This is a genomic window from Pseudodesulfovibrio mercurii, assembly GCF_000189295.2.
Taxonomy (GTDB): domain Bacteria; phylum Desulfobacterota; class Desulfovibrionia; order Desulfovibrionales; family Desulfovibrionaceae; genus Pseudodesulfovibrio; species Pseudodesulfovibrio mercurii.
Genome location: NC_016803.1, coordinates 979001 through 994587, shown reverse-complemented (window position 1 = coordinate 994587; position 15587 = coordinate 979001). Strand labels below are relative to the sequence as shown.

Sequence of the window (15587 nt, the reverse complement as noted above, 5' to 3'; positions counted from 1 at the left end):
CGCCGAGGGCGGGACCTTTTCCCTTGCCCTTACAGCAGCTTCAGCCGCCAGTTGAACTCGCTGGTCCGGGTGGGGCGGGGGACGTTGCGCGGCCAGGGTTCGAGCATGGTCACGAAGGTCTTGTAGCCGAGCCGTTCCAGGGTGCGGATCTCCTTGGTCAGGTCCACTTCCCAGCCGGGGAATATCCAGTTGTTCTGGCCGTACTTGCGGACAAAGGCGACCTCGTTCATGGGGCTCTTGATGGGCTCGTCAAAGGGCACGGAGTCGGCCAGGAACCGGGAGATGGCGAAGGGCCACATGCCCTTGATGACGAAGCCGAGCGGCAGGGGCGGGTTCTGGGCCAGGACCTGGAGGTCCTCCAGGGGCAGCTCCGGGTTGATGATGGCGCTGGAAAAGCCGAGTTGGCGCAACACGTCCAGGGCAAACTTGTTGGCCGTGTTGCAGAACGGACCCGCGATCAGGGTCGTGTTGGGCCGATCCTCGAAGTAGGCGACCTGCCACGGGGCGTTGAGCACGAAGTCGCGCGCGCCCTTGCGCACGGCCTCCTTGATCAGCGAACGGTACTTCTTGTCCTCGCCGGGCCAGATGACCGGGGGCAGCCACCACTGGGCCCGGGAGGCGATCCCGGTGGGCACCTTGCCCAGGACCGACCGCTCAAGCCAGTAGCCGGGCCGGTCCCAGAGCTTGCCCGAGGGCGGCTGACGGAACAGGGTCACGGACTCGGACCGGGAGACGGGCCGGGGGCCGCCCTTGGACCGGGATTTCCCCTTGCTGCGCGGGGCGGCCTGGGGCCAGGTCGGGGTGAAGGTGGACTCCTTGGGCTCCGGGGCCGGGAAGAAGTCGAGTTCCTTCTCCAGTTCCTTGATCCGCTTCATCAACTCGGGCTCGCGCCGGTCCACGAGAAATACCTTGGTGCCCGTGGGCAGGGCGGGGCCGGTCTGGCCCTTGGAAAAGGGGATGTCCATGCGTCCGCGTTTGGGCACGCGGCGGCGGATGGGGATGGTCCGGTGGCCGGGCTGGTCCTCGTAGCCCACGCGCACCAGGTCGCCGGGTTCGAGTTGTTCGCGCGGCTCGAAGAAAAGCTTTTTCTGATCCCGCCGGATCTCGCCGATGAGCCGTCCGGAGCTGGTCTCCTCCTTGGGCTGGACCGGCTGGAAGGCGCGCTGGGGCAGGAACACGGAGTGGCTGGAGGGCCGCCCCAGGGCCTGGTCGAGCAGTTCCATGGCGGTCTTCTTGGCCTGGCCGTCCGACGGGTTGTCGCGCAGCATCTGGTACGCCCGAACCGTGTAGTAGACGTAGTGCGGCCCTTTTTTGCGGCCCTCGATCTTCCAGGCGGCCACTCGCTCCATGGACAGCAGGGGCTTGGTCAGCACGTCCAGGGAGAGGTCCGAGCAGGAGAAGAGCCGTTCGGGCTGATCCTTGCCCTTGGTGTACAGGCGGCGGCAGGGCTGTACGCAACGGCCGCGCAGGCCGGACTTGCCGCCCAGGTAGCTGGACCAGTAGCAGCGTCCGGACACGCAGTGGCAGAGCGCGCCGTGGACGAAGATTTCGAGGTCCAGGTCCTTGGGGCAGGCGTCGGCCATGAGCTTGACCTCGTCCAGGTTCAGCTCGCGGGGCAGGACCACGCGGGAGGCCCCGAGCTTCCTGGCCACGGCCAGGCCGTCCGGGTGGGTCAGGTTGGCCAGGGTGGACAGGTGCAGTTCGCCCGTGAACCCCGCCTGTTTGGCCAGGGTCAGCATGGCCAGGTCCTGGACGATCAGGGCGTAGGGCTTGACGTTGCGCTGCAAACGGTCGATGAGCCGCCCGGCCGCCTCCACGTCATTGGGCTTGACCAGGGTGTTCATGGCCACGTAGGTCTTGGTGCCGCGATCCCGGCCCAGGCTTGCCAGCCGTGCCAGCTCGCTGATAGAGAAGTTCTGGGCCTGCATGCGGGCCGAGAAGTGTTTCAACCCCACGTAGACCGCGTCCGCCCCGGCCGCGACGGCCGCCAGAAAGGCGTTTCCGTCCCCGGCGGGGGCCATGATTTCCGGTGTATGTATAGTGCTCATAAGGTATCTGTATGTCCTTGAGGAATTGCAGCAGTGTCAAGGTATTGAAAGTTTCCCCGGTCGGTCAATCAAAAACGGCGGGGGAATTCTTCGAGCTGACCCTGGAACGCCCGGATTGGGACGGCTGGAAACCCGGCCAGTTCGTCATGATCCGGCCCTCCGCCTGGGAGCTCGACATGCTCTGGGGACGGCCTTTTTCCCTGTGTTCCGGGGATGATGCGTCCGTGACCCTGTTCATCCAGGCCGTCGGGCGCGGCACCAGGCGCATCGCGGCGCTCAAGCCCGGCGACAGCGTGGCCATGTGGGGTCCGCTGGGCAATTATTTTGCCGTGGAGCCGGACACGCCGACCCTGTTGCTCGCCGGGGGCATCGGCATCGCACCTTTTCGCGGATATGTCGAGCAACATCCGCAGCCCGGCAATCTGGCCCTGTTTTTGGCCCACCGGCTGCCCCTCGACTGCTACCCCTACGCGCTCCTGTCCCGTGCCGTGGACTGCCGGTGCATGCTCGAGGCCAAGCCGTCGGACCTGGACTGCATCATCGAGGCCCTGCGCGGGCTGATCGAGGAATACGCGGACAAGGGCGGGCTGGTTCTGGCCTGCGGGCCCACCCCGTTCATGCGCACGGTCCAGCGCTTCGCCGGGGAGTACGGCGTCAGGGCCCAGGTCTCCCTGGAAAACCGCATGGCCTGCGGCGTGGGCGCGTGCCTGGGCTGCGTGACCAGGAACGGCGAGGGGCACCACGTGCAGGTGTGTACGCAGGGTCCGGTGTTCTGGGCCGACAACGTCGAGCTGTAGGAGGCCGCGACCATGGATATGCACGTAAATTTCGGCGGTCTTTCCCTCAAGAACCCGGTCATGACCGCATCCGGGACCTTCGGCTTCGGCCTGGAATTCGCGCCCTACGGCGACCTGACCCGGCTGGGCGGCCTCGTGGCCAAGGGCCTCTCGCTCAAGCCGCGCGAGGGCAACCCCATGCCGCGCATCGCCGAGACGCCGTGCGGCATGCTCAACGCCATCGGCATCCAGAACCCCGGCGTGGAGCACTTCGTGACCAAGGCCCTGCCGAACCTGCCCTGGCGGGAGGTGGCCGTGATCGCCAACCTGTACGCCTGCGACGCGGCCGAGTTCGGCGAGCTGGCCGCAGTGCTGGCGGGCGAGGAGGGCGTGGCCGCGCTGGAGGTCAACGTCTCCTGCCCCAACGTCAAGGAGGGCGGCGTCGCCTTCGGCCAGGACCCGGCCCAGATCACCCGGGTCACCGAGGCGGTCAAGAAGAATGCCGGGAACAAGCCCGTCATGGTCAAGCTCTCGCCCAACGTGACCGACATCACGACCTGCGCCAGGGCCGCCGAGGCTGGCGGGGCGGACTCGCTTTCGCTGATCAACACCCTGTCCGGCATGGCCGTGGACATCCGCAACCGCAGGCCGCGCATCGCCAACGTCATCGCAGGCCTGTCCGGTCCGGCCATCAAGCCCGTGGCCCTGCGTTGCGTGCATCAGGTCGTGCACGCCGTGGACATTCCGGTGGTCGGCATCGGCGGCATCAGTTCGGCCGAGGACGCCCTGGAGTTCCTCCTGGTGGGGGCCCAGGCCGTGCAGGTCGGCACCGCCAATTTCCTGCGTCCGGACTTCGCCTTCGGCCTGGCCGACGAGATGGAAAAGCTGCTCGCCGAGATCGGCGCGAAGGGTTTGGACGAGTTCCGGGGAAGCCTGCAACTCCCGCTTTGAAAAGGGGAAAATTTTTGCTTGCCAAGCCCCACCATATTGGGTAGTTACTCCCTCTCTGCTGCGGAGAGGTGTCCGAGTCCGGCTTAAGGAGCACGCCTGGAAAGCGTGTTTGGGGGGAACTCCAACGGAGGTTCAAATCCTCTCCTCTCCGCCACCGAATGCAAAAAGGCTTACGACGAACGTCGTAAGCCTTTTTTGTTGCGCCTTGCGCCGTGCGTGCGGCTCAGGGCTGTCGGTATTCCCGGATCGCGGCGGACAGTATTTCGACAAGCCGCTTCCGTTGGACCCCCTTGGTCTTGCCCTTGCCCTTGTCCCGCGTCGGGCGCGGCATGGACTTTGCGCCGACCGCCGTATCCGACAGGAGAAAACGGATCTCCGTCTCGCTGAGTATGGGCTCCCGCCCGTTGTGATCGAACATAGGTGCCGCCTTGGTTGAGGTTGCCCCCTCCAATGAAATAAGCGCTCGGGACCGCCTCCGGGTTACAACAAATGGCGGCGGGGTCGGCCGGAAGGACGAAAATAAAGGGCTGGTCCGGTCCGGGAATCGTGTGTTACCTTGCGGCATCCACTGGAAATATCATGGGACAGGGCGACGGGAGGAGCCACCGGGAGACAAGCGATGAGGCGGATCATGCACCTGGTTATTTCGGCGTGTTGCCTGTGCTTCGTCCTGGCGCCCCTCGTGGTGCGGGCGCAGGATGCGCCGTTCCATTGCGGCATGGCCCGCGGCTATCCGCCGTACCAGTTCCTGAACGATGCGGGGGAGCCGACCGGCCTGGACATGGAGGTGGCCGAGCTCGTCTTCGCCCGGCTCGGCATCAAGGCCCGCATGGTGCCCGGGATATGGGACGACGTCGTCGCCAGCCTGCGCCTGGGGCGACTGGACTGCGTGATCGGCATGGAGATCAACAGCGAACGCAGGCCGTTTTTCGAATTTACCTCGCCCTATTACAACCGCCGGGTGGTCGTCTTCGTCAACCGCGACGACCAAGGCATCCGGACCGTGGACGACCTGGTCCTCAAGGCCGTGGCCGGGGACCGGCATTCCTTTGTGGAGCGGTACCTGCGGCAGCGGGGGCTGCTCGATTCCATCCGCATCGTCAAGACCAGAAGCAAGGACCAGTCCATGCGCATGCTCAAGGAGGGCAAGGTGGTGGCGGTCATCGCGCCGCTGGCCGTGGGCCGTCTCCTGGCCGAACGGTACGCCTTGCCCGTGCGGGTCATCGACGTGGGCGATCCCGGTTCGCCGGTGGGCTTCGCCGTGGTCAAGGGCAACTCCGAGCTTCGCCGGAAACTGGACGACGCCCTCCAGGGGCTGAAGGCCGAGGGCGCCCTGCAACCCGTCCTGGACCGCTGGCTGCGTTGACCCGGGCGCGGCCTGATCGGGCCGGGGGGATGATCGGCAAGGATATGATCGGGGCAAGGATGTTGAATATAATCGACGGGAAGTGGACATGGTCCTATGAAAGGGGTGGGGGCGGCCCCAGGGGACCTGGCCGTTCCTCGAGCGCCGAGGCCGTGCGAGGCGTCGGCAGCCTGACCTCGGGCGGTTCCCGGACGTTCTCCCCAGAGGGTACGGAGAAAGCCATTGCTGCATAGAATCGGAAGAAAGCGCTCCCTGGTGCAACACCTGACCACGAGCCTGATCGTGGTGGTCGTACTCTCGACCTTCGCCATCTCCTCGATCACCTTCATCCTTCTGTTCCAGAAATCCGAAGCACAGTTTCAGCAGCGGGCCGACGAGGCCCTGACGCACCTGGCCAACAGCCTGGAATCCTACCTCTGGCATATGGAGGAGGAGTCCGTGGTCAACCTGTGCAATACGTTCGCCAACATCGACATCGTGGTCTTCATCGAGGTCCGGGACCATCGCGGAAACGACATCTACCGCTACGGGGAGATCACGCCGGGCGAGACCATCCTCAAGGAAAAGCGCATCAGCTACGACAACATCGAGGTCGGCACGGTGCGTCTCGGCCTGACCCCGGCCATCTTCCGGGAAAAGGTCTACGAGACCACCTGGATCAGCCTGCTCTCCCTGCTGTCCGTGGTCATCGTCCTCGGTCTGTCCACACGGTTCATCCTCAACCGGGGACTGCGCATGCCGCTCGGGCAGCTCATCAGCCGCATCGACGGACTGTCCGCCGGCGAGTACACGGAATACGTGGACGAGAAGGAGGGGTTCCAGGAGGTCCAGCTGATCCTCTCCAAGTTCAACGAGATGGCCGAACAGGTCCGGTTGCGCGAGACCGAACTGCGCGAGAGCGAGGAGAAATATCGCCGCCTGTTCGAGACGAGCATCGAAGGCATCGTCATGATCGACGTGACCGAGCACATCTTCGAGGTCAACCGGATCTTCGCCGACATGCTCGGCTACAGCGAAGAGGAACTGGTGGGCAAGTTCGTGCCGGACCTCATCCACGGCGAGGACCAGAAGAACCATGAGAAGGAGATCGCGCTGCGCCGCGCCGGGCACGCCTCCCAGTACGAGCGCCGGTTGGCGCGCAAGGACGGCTCCGAGGTCTGGACCATGATCTCGGCCAGCCCCCAGTTCGACGCCCGGGGCGAATTCAACGGGGTGTTCGCCATGATCACGGACATCACCCCCCTGCGCATCGCCCAGGCCAACCTCAAGACCGCCTACGACGAGTTGGAGAAGCGGGTGGTCGAGCGCACGGACGAGCTGAACAAGACCAACCGGCTGCTGACCTCGGAGATCCACATCCGCAAGCAGACCGAGAAGGAGATCATCAAGGCCAAGGAGGCCGCGGAAAAGGCCACCCTGGCCAAGAGCGAGTTCCTGGCCAACATGAGCCATGAAATCCGCACGCCCATGAACGCCATCATCGGCATGACCCACCTGATCAAGATGACCGAGCTGTCCGCCACCCAGCGCGACTACCTGAACAAGATCGACATCTCCGCCAAGTCCCTGCTCGGCATCATCAACGACGTGCTCGACCTGTCCAAGATCGAGGCGGGCATGCTCACCGTGGAGTCAGTGGGCTTCAAGCTGGAGCAGGTCCTGGAACAGCTGACCACCATCGTCTCGCCCAGGGCCAACGAAAAGAAGCTCGAATTTCTCATCAGCGTGGGCAAGGACGTGCCGCCCGCCATCCAGGGCGACCCCATGCGGATGGCCCAGATTCTCATCAATCTGTGCAACAACGCCGTCAAGTTCACCGATGAGGGGTCCGTGGTGGTGGGCATCTCCACCCTGGAGAAGGACGCGGACAAGGCCAGGCTGCGCTTCACCGTCAAGGACGACGGCATCGGCATCAAGCCCGGAAAGATCCAGGAACTCTTCCAGCCCTTCACCCAGGCGGACGCCTCCACCACCAGGAAGTACGGCGGCACCGGCCTGGGTCTGAGCCTGTGCAAGCAGCTGGTGGACCTCATGGGCGGCGAGATCGGGGCCGAGAGCGAATTCGGCAAGGGCAGCCTCTTCTGGTTCGAGGTCACCTTCCCCATCTACCGAGATGAGGTCGAGAGCGCGACCCTGCCCCAGGAACTCCAGGGCATGCCCGCCCTGGTGGTGGATGACAACCCCACCTCGCGGATCATCCTCAAGGGCATGCTCGAATACATGGGGCTGTCCGTGACCACGGTCAAGTCCGGGGCCGAGGCCATCGACGCCCTGCACGGCCGTCGGGGGGCGGACGCCTTCAGGTTGCTGGTGGTGGACTGGCGCATGCCGGAAATGGACGGTCTGGAGACCGCCGAGCGGATACTCAAGGACGAGGCCATCGCGGTCAAGCCGCCCATGTTCATGGTCTCGGCCTACGGCAACGCCTCCCTGGTCAAGCGGACCAACGAACTGGGCTTCCGGGGGCTGCTGTTCAAGCCGGTGAATCAGTCCTTTCTGTTCAACCTGGTGGTCGAGACCCTGGGCAAGGGCATGGTCACCCTGAACGAATCCATGCGGCCCGAAAAGGAGCTTGAGCGGTTGTCGGGCAAGCGGATCCTGCTGGTGGAGGACAACGAGATCAATCGCCAGGTGGCCCAGGAGATCCTGGCCTCCGTCGGGATGGAGGTCTTCGAGGCCTACAACGGCGAAAAGGCCCTGGAATTTTTGAAGGGGAACGATGTGGACCTGGTCCTCATGGACATCCAGATGCCGGTCATGGACGGGCACGAGGCCACCCGGCGCATTCGCGACCAGGCCCGCTTCAAGGACCTGCCGATCATCGCCATGACCGCCCATGCCATGCTCGCGGACATCGAGAAGAGCAAGGAAGTGGGCATGAACGACCACATCGCCAAGCCCTTCGACCCGGACGACCTTTTCGCCGTCCTGAACCGGTGGCTGAGCGGGGCGGCCGGGGGCCGGCGCGCTCCGGTCCGGACCGGGGCCGCCTCCGGGCACCCCGTGGTGAACGACGAGGCCCTGCCGGCCATGATGGACGGCATCGACGTGCAGCTCGGCCTGCGGCGCGCCCGGGGCAACGAGAAGCTCTATCGGACGCTGCTCCTGCTCCTGGACGAGAAGTACGCGGACGCCGCCGACCGCATCCGGGAGTTCCTGGCCGCGAAGGACCGCCAGGAGGCCGTGGCCCTGGCCCATTCGGTCAAGGGCACCTCGGGCATGCTCGGGGCCATGGAGTTGTTCGAGGCCGCCGGGGAGCTGGAAAAGGCTTTGGATCAGGGAGACGGGGACCCGGCCGGGCCGTTGGCCGCCTTTGCCGACCGGCTGGACGTGGTCATCCAAAGCCTCGGCGTGCTCAAGCGGTCACAGGCCAAGGAATCGGATTTTCCCGCCGAAGGGGAGGTCGCTCCGGTGGCGGAGCGATTGGCCGCCCTGGAGGCCCTGCGTTCACCGCTCTCCCAGGGCGCTCCGGTGGAGTGCCGGGAGCGGAGCCAGGCCCTCAAGGAAATGGTCTGGCCCGTGGAGATGCGGGCCGAGGTCGGGCAACTGCTCAAGTTCATCGCCGAGTACGACTTCAAGAAGGGGCTGGCCGCCATGGAGGAACTGACGGCCGCGCTCGGGCGGGAGCCGACGGACGGGCAGGGCTGACCGGGGTAAGAAAAAGGCGCGTTCATGGCTGAACGCGCCTTTGAGTGGAAACCGGACACCCGGCAGCAACCGATACCGCTGCTTCCTCTCGGACCTGACGGAATTCTCGACGCGACCGCCGTCCGGCTTCCCTCTGTACGGGAAGGGTTTTCCTACAGCGTTCCCGACCGTTCGTCAACACTTCCCTTGTACCATCCCGCGATGCTCCCCGGCAAGGCGGAATCCCGTCCCGGTTCGGGTGCGGGCGGCCATGCGGACCGCGCCCGGTCCGGCGGCCCCATGACGGCGACGCCGAACGTCGATTTTCTGGGAAAACGGCCGATGAACCCTGTTTTTTTGCCCGGACATTGACAAGAAGTCGTATTTGGGCCAACCCACGGGCATGAAAATCGACGCCGTCCCCCTTTTCATCGAGCGAAATTTCCTGCTTATCGCCGTGGTCATGTCCGGGGTGGCCCTGGCCTGGCCCCCGGCCTTCATCTGGGTGAAGCCGCACATTCCCCTGGGGTTGGGCGTCATCATGTTCGGCATGGGGCTGACCCTGGAATTCGGGGATTTCGCCGAGATCCTGCGCAAGTGGCCCCTGGTGGGACTGGGCATGGTCCTCCAATACGTCATCATGCCGGTCCTGGCCGTGGCCATCTCCTACGCCCTGGGCCTGCCGTCGGACATCGCCGTGGGCATGATCGTGGTCGGCGCCTGTCCCGGCGGCACGGCCTCCAACGTCATCGCCTATCTGGCCAGGGCCAACGTGCCCCTGTCCGTGACCATGACCCTGGCCTCCACCTGCGTCGCCCCCATCCTCACCCCGGCCATCATCTACCTGTTCCTGGAGCGGCAGGTGGAGATCGACTTCTGGTCCATGGTCACGTCCGTGTTCTGGATCGTGGTCTTTCCGCTCATCGACGGCCTGATCCTGCGCCGCCTCTTCCGCCGCCGCCTGGAACCGTTCCTGCGCTGGTTCCCGTCCCTGTCCATCATCGTCATCGCCCTGCTCATCGCCTGCATCATCGGCCTGAACCAGGCGACCCTGCTCGGCCTGCCGTTCCTGGCCCTGCTGGCCGTGGTCCTGCATAACACCATGGGGCTGGCCGCCGGGTACGGCCTGGCCCGCCTGGCCCGTTGCAACAGGCGGGACGCGCGGACCCTGGCCATCGAGGTGGGCATGCAGAACTCCGGCCTGGGCGTGGCCCTGGCCGTGAAGCACTTCGGCGCGGCCACGGCCCTGCCGGGCGCGCTCTTCAGCCTGTGGCACAACGTCTCGGGCGTGGCCCTGGCCCGGCGCTGGCGCAGCCGGTCGGAGTAACCGCGCCCGCTCCGGTTCCCTCTCCGGTCCAGGCCGCCTCCGCGCGTTCCCGGTCCGGTCCCCCACCCGACGTCCCGTGCGCCGCCTCCCCCGTTGCGCCCCGCAGCCCCATGATTTGAAGAGCAAGTAATCCGTATTCTTACTTGACTTGTGTTACGAATTTAGTATGAGTAACATAATTCGACCAACAAACGGATTTTTATGTCTGCCACAATCATTGAGGAGCGTGTGATGAAAAAAATGACCTTCGGCCTTGCGGTGCTCTGCGTCGCCCTTTTCGCCGGTCCGGCCCTGGCGCATTTCGGCATGTTGATCCCCGACACCGACGAACTGACCCAGGAGAAGCGGACCGTGGCATTGACCCTGTCGTTCTCCCATCCCTTCGAGGGCCAGGGCATGGAACTGGAAAAGCCCGCCGCCTTCTTCGTGGCCGTGGACAACGACCAGCGCGTGGACCTGCTGTCCACCCTGAAGGAGACCAAGGTCATGGGCCATCTGGCCTGGAAGACCGCCTTCACCCCCAAGGCCCCCGGCCTGTACACCTTCGTCTTCGACCCGGTCCCCTACAAGGAGGACGCCGAGAACAACTACATCCGTCACATCACCAAGGTGGTGATCGATGCCTACGGCGAGGGCGAGAACTGGAACGTGCCGCTGGGTCTGGACACCGAGATCGTCCCTCTGACCCGGCCCTTCGGCAACTATGCGGGCAACGTCTTCCAGGGCGTGGTCCTGGTCGGCGGCCAGCCCGCCCCGTACACCCGGGTGGAAGTGGAATTCTACAACAAGGACGGCAAGCGCCAGGCGCCCAACGAGCGCATGGTCACCCAGGAAGTGCTCTGTGACGGCCAGGGCGTGTTCACCTTCGCCTGTCCGTGGAAGGGGTGGTGGGGCTTTGCCGGCCTGAACACCGCCGAAAAGCCCTATGAGGGCCGCGAACTCGAAATGGGCGCGGTCATCTGGGTGGAAATGCAGTAGGTTGTCCCGTCCGGCAGGTTCTGACCGCCCCTCCCGGCGTCAGGGCCTGTCGGACGTCCGTTCGATCATTCTGCTCAGGATGGGCGTGACGAACTCGTCCGGCAGGGCGCCGCAGGCCGCCCCGAGGTAGGCCCCGACAATGGAGCCGATGACCAGGTTGGCCCCGTCCGGGCTGGCGGCCACCTGGAACAGGGTGCCCAGTAGGGCGCCCAGGAACCCGCCCAGCATCCAGCCGTCGTTGTGCACCCCCCGGTAGGGCTTTCGGCCCCGCCAGGTGCGGCAGCAGTCCTTCAGGAACAGACCGGTGAACCCGCCCAGAAAGGCCCCCAGCAGGGTCAGCAGCATGCCCGGAAACGCGGTGTGCAGGGTGAAGCCGTAGCGCACCGATCCCTCGATGATGCCCGCCAGGCCGCCCACGGCCAGCAGCCCGTGAAAGCTCTTCTCCTTGGCGTCCAGCCGGGGAATGAATTCCTTCATGCGTCCTCCCGCGCCGGGAAATATCTTCCGCTTCCCGCGCATGCCTTGCGCACTGCCAGAATCGTGCCGCGTCACGAGTCTTTCGACCGTTCCGGGAAATGAGTTAAACAGCTGTTTGAAAAGGCTTTTTGATTTTACATTATCAGGCCTCTCATGTATGAGTGGGCAGTTTGTGCATCTAATAACGTAATGTTTCCGGGGTGGAATTTCACCGAGGCATCTGGGAGGGTGCCGGAGGCATTGAAACGCTCGTTGCCGCAGGGCGCGGCAGCGATCCAAGGGGGAAGGATGAAACGCGCGTCCGCTTGTTTTGTGTTCAGTGTTCTGGTCTGCCTGCTTGCGACCGCCTCAGTGGTCCAGGCGGGCGGTTTCGCGCTGTACGAGTGGGGCAACCGCGCCCTGGGCATGGGTACGGCCAACTACGCCACCGGCAATGACGCCTCGGTCATCGCCTACAACCCCGCGGAGATGAGCAAGCTTGAGGGCACCAACGTCTACGGCGGCGTGACCGCGGTCTCCCCGTCCTCGGATGTCTATGTGGACGGAGTCGAGAGCCACACCCAGAACCAGGTCTTCGGCGTCCCCCACGGCTACGCGACCCACCAGGTCAACGACGACTGGACCCTCGGCGTGGGTGTCTACACCCGGTTCGGCCTGGGCACGGACTACGCCAGCAACTGGCCCGGCCAGACCCTGATTCAGGACGCCCTGCTGGAGACCTTCTCCCTGAACCCGGTCGTGTCCTACAAGGTCAACGACTCCCTGTCCGTGGGCGGCGGCCTCGAAATCATCAAGGGCTACTTCACCACCCACCAGGAGATGACCACGCCCGGCGGCGGTATCCTCATGACCGACGTGGACGGCGTCTCCTTCGCCTTTAACCTGGGCCTGCTCTACGACATCAACGACATGTTTTCCGTGGGCCTGACCTACCGTTCGTCCATGCATTTCGAGGGCGAGGGCACGGTGTCCGTGACCGGAAGCCCGATTCCCGTCCTGAACAGCAGCGGCGACGCCACCATGATCGCCGACTTCCCGGCGAGCTACACCGTGGGCCTGGGCTTCACCCCCACGGACAAGCTGACCTTCGAGTTCGACATCGTCTACACCCAGTGGGAACAGTTCGACCGCATCGAATACTGCTTCACCAATTCTCCGCTGCCCAACAAGATGGTGGACTTCAACTACAAGTCCACCTGGCGCTTCCAGCTCGGCACGGAATATCGGTTCACCGACGCCTTCGCCATGCGCGCGGGCTACGTCTATGACCAGACGCCCATCCGCGGCGACTACGCCTCGCCCATGCTGCCTGCCAACGACCGCCAGATGTTCACCCTGGGCGCGGGCTACAAGTGGTCCGACTGGACCCTGGACGTGGCCGGCATGTACATCATCACCAAGGAACGCAAGGGCATGTCCATGACCGATTCCGGCGGCACCACCTACAAGGTGGACTTCAAGAACGGCAGTACCTGGGGGCTCGGCTCCTCCATCGGCTACCATTTCTAGAAGCCGCTCCAGCGACGACGAAAACCCCGCTCCGGCGGGGTTTTCTATTCCGGGAGTCTGGGCCCGGGCCGTTCTTTCCGTCCCGCACCGTTGACAGCGGGGGTGGTGATGATGAAGTGTCTTGTGCGAGGAAAACCATGCTGGAACTGAATACCGTTACATTCGCCTATCCCGCCGGGGACGAGGTCCTGTCCGGAGTGTCCCTGAAGGTGGAGAAGGGCGGTCTGCTCGGATTGGCCGGGGCCAACGGCAGCGGCAAGTCCACCCTGCTCGCGCTCATGGCCGGGCTGTACGCCCCGACCGGGGGGAGCCTCGAGGTGGCCGGGCGGGTCAGCCCGGGCCACGAGGGGGACATCCGCCTGGTCTGCCGTCTGGTCATGCAGGACGCGGACCTGCAGATCCTCGGGGCCACGGTGGAGGAGGACCTGCTCCTGGGCCGGGGCCGCGACGAGGCCGTGACCGCCGAGGCCCGCACCATGGCCGAGCGGCTCAACCTTCTGAAATACTGGGACCGGCCGGTGCAGACCCTGTCCTGGGGCACCAAGCGCAAGCTCTGCCTGGCCGCGGCCCTGCTGGACCGCCCGCGCGTGCTGCTCCTGGACGAGCCCTTCAGCGGCCTCGATTATCCCGGCGTGCGCGAGATGCGCGCCCTGATCCGGGCCAACCGCGAGGCCGGGCTGACCCAGGTGGTCTCCAGCCACGACCTGGAGCCGTACATCGACCTGGTGGACGCCTTGGCCGTGCTCGACAACGGCGAGCTGGTCCTGAACGGCCCGGCCGAGACCGTCCTGGACCGCGTGGCCGAACACGCGGTGCGCGCGCCGGGCTCATGGACCGCCTGCCGGACCATCCAGCCGTGGGATGGGGAGACGGGCCGATGATCGACGTGGCGGGACTGGTCCGTTCCCTGGACCCGCGCCTCAAACTGGCGGCGGCCCTGCTGATCGGCCCCTGGCTGTGGAAGGTGGACGTTCCGGCCGCAACCGGGTGCGCCGCGTTCCTGCTGGTCCTGGTCCGCTTCCTGGCCGCCGGGCAGCCGGGCGGCGGCAAGATGGTCCGCAGCCTGCTTTCCTTCGTCTTTTTCTGGGTGGCCATCAAGTCCGTGCTCGACGGGATCAGCGGGGTGCCGGTGGAGTACATGGCCACGGACGCGGCCCAGCTGGCCGTGCGCCTGGTGGCCCTGCTCATGCTCGGCCTGTGCCTGGCCCTGTCCACCTCGGCACGCGCCCTGGGGCTGGCCGTGGCCTGGGCGCTCAGGCCGTTCCTGGGCCGGGAGCGGGCCTGGCGCATCGCCCTGTCCCTGTCGCTCATGGTCCATTTCCTGCCCGCCTGCCTGGCCGCCCTGACCGGGGTGCGCGAGGTGGTCGCCCGGCGTCTCCCCGAGGCCGGGTTCTTCCGGCGCATGCGCATCATCCCCCAGGCGGTCATCCGCAACCTCGGCCAGAAGACCTGGAACCAGACCCTGGCCGTGGCCTGTCGCGGCCTGGACCGGTCCGGGGCCTGGGAGCCGGACTTCACCTGGGCGGGCCGGGACTGGGCCGCGACAGGATTCGTGCTCCTGGCCGCCGGGGCCATGTTTTTTCTCTAGCGCCTTCCGCATCCTGTTGACGGGACGGGCCGTCCTTCCTACTGTTTGTTGAAACGGACGTTTTTGTCGTTCAGACAGCACCATCAGGGGGGAATCATGTCCACCATCACGCAGATGACGCCGGATGAGGCGCGCAAGTTCATGGAAGGCAGCAAGCCGGACTCCTTCACGCTCCTGGACGTCAGGCAGGAGTCGGAATACGAGCGGGACCACATCCCCGGGGCGCGGTTGGTGCCCCTGTCCGAACTGCCGGACCGCTTCGACGAGCTCGACAGGCAGCGGCCGCTGCTCGTCTACTGCGCCTCGGGCGGCCGGTCCATGGCCGCCGCCGCGCTCCTCCAGGGGCAGGGCTTCGAGGACATCAACAACCTGGTGGGCGGCATGTCCGCCTGGGAGGGCGATGGCGCCTTCGGCCCCATGGAGCTGGGCATGATCGCCTTCACCGGGGCCGAGAGCCCGGCCGAGGTCATCCTCAAGGCCTACGCCATGGAGAACGTGCTCCAGGCCTTCTACGTGCAGCGCGCGGACATGGCCGAGACCATGGAGCGCATCGAATTGTTCATGGAACTGGCCGGGTTCGAGGACAAGCACAAGGATGTTTTGTACGAACTCTACACCCGCACCAGCGAGGAGGTCATGAGCCGCGAGGAATTCGAGGACGTCGCCCTGCGCAACGCCTCGGACATGGCCGAGGGCGGGGTGCCGGTCGGCGAGTTCATGGACCGCTTCCCCGGCGCCTTCGACAGCGACCACGGGGTGCTTGAACTGGCCTCCATGATCGAGGCCCAGGCCCTGGACTATTACCTGCGCTGCGCCATGCGCGCCCGGAGCGAGGACACCAGGGACGTCCTGCAACTCCTGGCCCGCGAGGAAAAGGCCCACCTCAAGCTGCTGGCCAGGTACATGGACAAGCGGGACTAGCCCCGGACGTCATCGGGTC

At 65.4% G+C, this 15587-nt stretch carries 12 protein-coding genes, 1 tRNA gene and 1 other RNA gene; 11 read left to right on the top strand and 3 right to left on the bottom strand.

Going from position 1 to position 15587, the window contains the following annotated elements; translation table 11 throughout:
• Positions 1-29 precede the first annotated feature (29 nt).
• Positions 30-2048, bottom strand: coding sequence for a peptidase U32 family protein (locus DND132_RS04750; RefSeq protein ID WP_041915693.1), 2019 nt, complete (start codon positions 2046-2048; stop codon positions 30-32).
• Positions 2049-2059: 11 nt separating this feature from the next.
• On the opposite strand from DND132_RS04750, the gene DND132_RS04745 reads away from it, so the two are divergent.
• From DND132_RS04745 to DND132_RS04720, 5 genes are all read left to right on the top strand, one after another.
• Positions 2060-2845 carry an iron-sulfur cluster-binding protein gene (locus DND132_RS04745; RefSeq protein WP_014321570.1) on the top strand — a complete coding sequence of 262 codons (786 nt, stop codon included), beginning with the start codon at positions 2060-2062 and terminating at the stop codon, positions 2843-2845.
• A 12-nt stretch (positions 2846-2857) separates the two neighbouring features.
• Positions 2858-3775 carry a dihydroorotate dehydrogenase gene (locus DND132_RS04740; RefSeq protein WP_014321569.1) on the top strand — a complete coding sequence of 306 codons (918 nt, stop codon included), beginning with the start codon at positions 2858-2860 and terminating at the stop codon, positions 3773-3775.
• 62 nt (positions 3776-3837) lie between these two features.
• Positions 3838-3929: transfer RNA gene (locus DND132_RS04735), tRNA-Ser, on the top strand.
• A gap of 477 nt (positions 3930-4406) precedes the next feature.
• On the top strand, positions 4407-5141 hold the full coding sequence (locus tag DND132_RS04725) for a transporter substrate-binding domain-containing protein (protein WP_014321567.1): 735 nt from the start codon (positions 4407-4409) through the stop codon (positions 5139-5141).
• Between the two features lie 222 nt (positions 5142-5363).
• Entirely contained in the window at positions 5364-8789 is a 3426-nt protein-coding gene (locus DND132_RS04720) for a hybrid sensor histidine kinase/response regulator (RefSeq protein ID WP_014321566.1), read from the top strand.
• A 40-nt stretch (positions 8790-8829) separates the two neighbouring features.
• Here the strand turns inward: DND132_RS04720 and ffs are convergent.
• Positions 8830-8923, bottom strand: an RNA gene (gene ffs / locus DND132_RS17900) — signal recognition particle sRNA small type.
• A 248-nt stretch (positions 8924-9171) separates the two neighbouring features.
• On the opposite strand from ffs, the gene DND132_RS04715 reads away from it, so the two are divergent.
• Both DND132_RS04715 and DND132_RS04710 read left to right on the top strand, forming a co-directional pair.
• The gene (locus DND132_RS04715) at positions 9172-10095 is read left to right on the top strand and encodes a bile acid:sodium symporter family protein (RefSeq protein WP_014321565.1); all 924 of its coding nucleotides are present in this window, start codon (positions 9172-9174) and stop codon (positions 10093-10095) included.
• Between the two features lie 231 nt (positions 10096-10326).
• On the top strand, positions 10327-11073 hold the full coding sequence (locus DND132_RS04710; protein ID WP_014321564.1) for a DUF4198 domain-containing protein: 747 nt from the start codon (positions 10327-10329) through the stop codon (positions 11071-11073).
• 39 nt (positions 11074-11112) lie between these two features.
• Here the strand turns inward: DND132_RS04710 and DND132_RS04705 are convergent, their stop codons facing one another.
• Entirely contained in the window at positions 11113-11550 is a 438-nt protein-coding gene (locus DND132_RS04705; RefSeq protein ID WP_014321563.1) for a hypothetical protein, read from the bottom strand.
• A 288-nt stretch (positions 11551-11838) separates the two neighbouring features.
• Between DND132_RS04705 and DND132_RS04700 the strand changes: the two genes are divergently transcribed.
• The 4 genes from DND132_RS04700 (at position 11839) to DND132_RS04685 (ending at position 15568) form a co-directional block, all read left to right on the top strand.
• Positions 11839-13059 carry an OmpP1/FadL family transporter gene (locus DND132_RS04700; RefSeq protein ID WP_014321562.1) on the top strand — a complete coding sequence of 407 codons (1221 nt, stop codon included), beginning with the start codon at positions 11839-11841 and terminating at the stop codon, positions 13057-13059.
• A gap of 137 nt (positions 13060-13196) precedes the next feature.
• Complete coding sequence (locus tag DND132_RS04695; protein ID WP_014321561.1) at positions 13197-13940, top strand: energy-coupling factor ABC transporter ATP-binding protein; 744 nt, start codon at positions 13197-13199, stop codon at positions 13938-13940.
• Positions 13937-14647 (top strand): energy-coupling factor transporter transmembrane component T family protein, encoded by a 711-nt coding sequence (locus DND132_RS04690; protein WP_014321560.1) that lies wholly within the window; start codon positions 13937-13939, stop codon positions 14645-14647. Before DND132_RS04695 ends, DND132_RS04690 begins: the two co-directional genes overlap by 4 nt.
• Positions 14648-14743: 96 nt before the next feature.
• Entirely contained in the window at positions 14744-15568 is an 825-nt protein-coding gene (locus tag DND132_RS04685) for a rhodanese-like domain-containing protein (RefSeq protein WP_014321559.1), read from the top strand.
• Positions 15569-15587: the final 19 nt, after the last annotated feature.

Bases quoted from the DNA above. Each gene is read 5' to 3' on its own strand.
- DND132_RS04750 (WP_041915693.1), bottom strand. From the start codon at position 2,048: ATGAGCACTATACATACACCGGAAATCATGGCCCCCGCCGGGGACGGA.
- DND132_RS04745 (WP_014321570.1), top strand. From the start codon at position 2,060: ATGTCCTTGAGGAATTGCAGCAGTGTCAAGGTATTGAAAGTTTCCCCG.
- DND132_RS04740 (WP_014321569.1), top strand. From the start codon at position 2,858: ATGGATATGCACGTAAATTTCGGCGGTCTTTCCCTCAAGAACCCGGTC.
- DND132_RS04725 (WP_014321567.1), top strand. From the start codon at position 4,407: ATGCACCTGGTTATTTCGGCGTGTTGCCTGTGCTTCGTCCTGGCGCCC.
- DND132_RS04715 (WP_014321565.1), top strand. From the start codon at position 9,172: ATGAAAATCGACGCCGTCCCCCTTTTCATCGAGCGAAATTTCCTGCTT.
- DND132_RS04710 (WP_014321564.1), top strand. From the start codon at position 10,327: ATGAAAAAAATGACCTTCGGCCTTGCGGTGCTCTGCGTCGCCCTTTTC.
- DND132_RS04705 (WP_014321563.1), bottom strand. From the start codon at position 11,550: ATGAAGGAATTCATTCCCCGGCTGGACGCCAAGGAGAAGAGCTTTCAC.
- DND132_RS04700 (WP_014321562.1), top strand. From the start codon at position 11,839: ATGAAACGCGCGTCCGCTTGTTTTGTGTTCAGTGTTCTGGTCTGCCTG.
- DND132_RS04695 (WP_014321561.1), top strand. From the start codon at position 13,197: ATGCTGGAACTGAATACCGTTACATTCGCCTATCCCGCCGGGGACGAG.
- DND132_RS04690 (WP_014321560.1), top strand. From the start codon at position 13,937: ATGATCGACGTGGCGGGACTGGTCCGTTCCCTGGACCCGCGCCTCAAA.
- DND132_RS04685 (WP_014321559.1), top strand. From the start codon at position 14,744: ATGTCCACCATCACGCAGATGACGCCGGATGAGGCGCGCAAGTTCATG.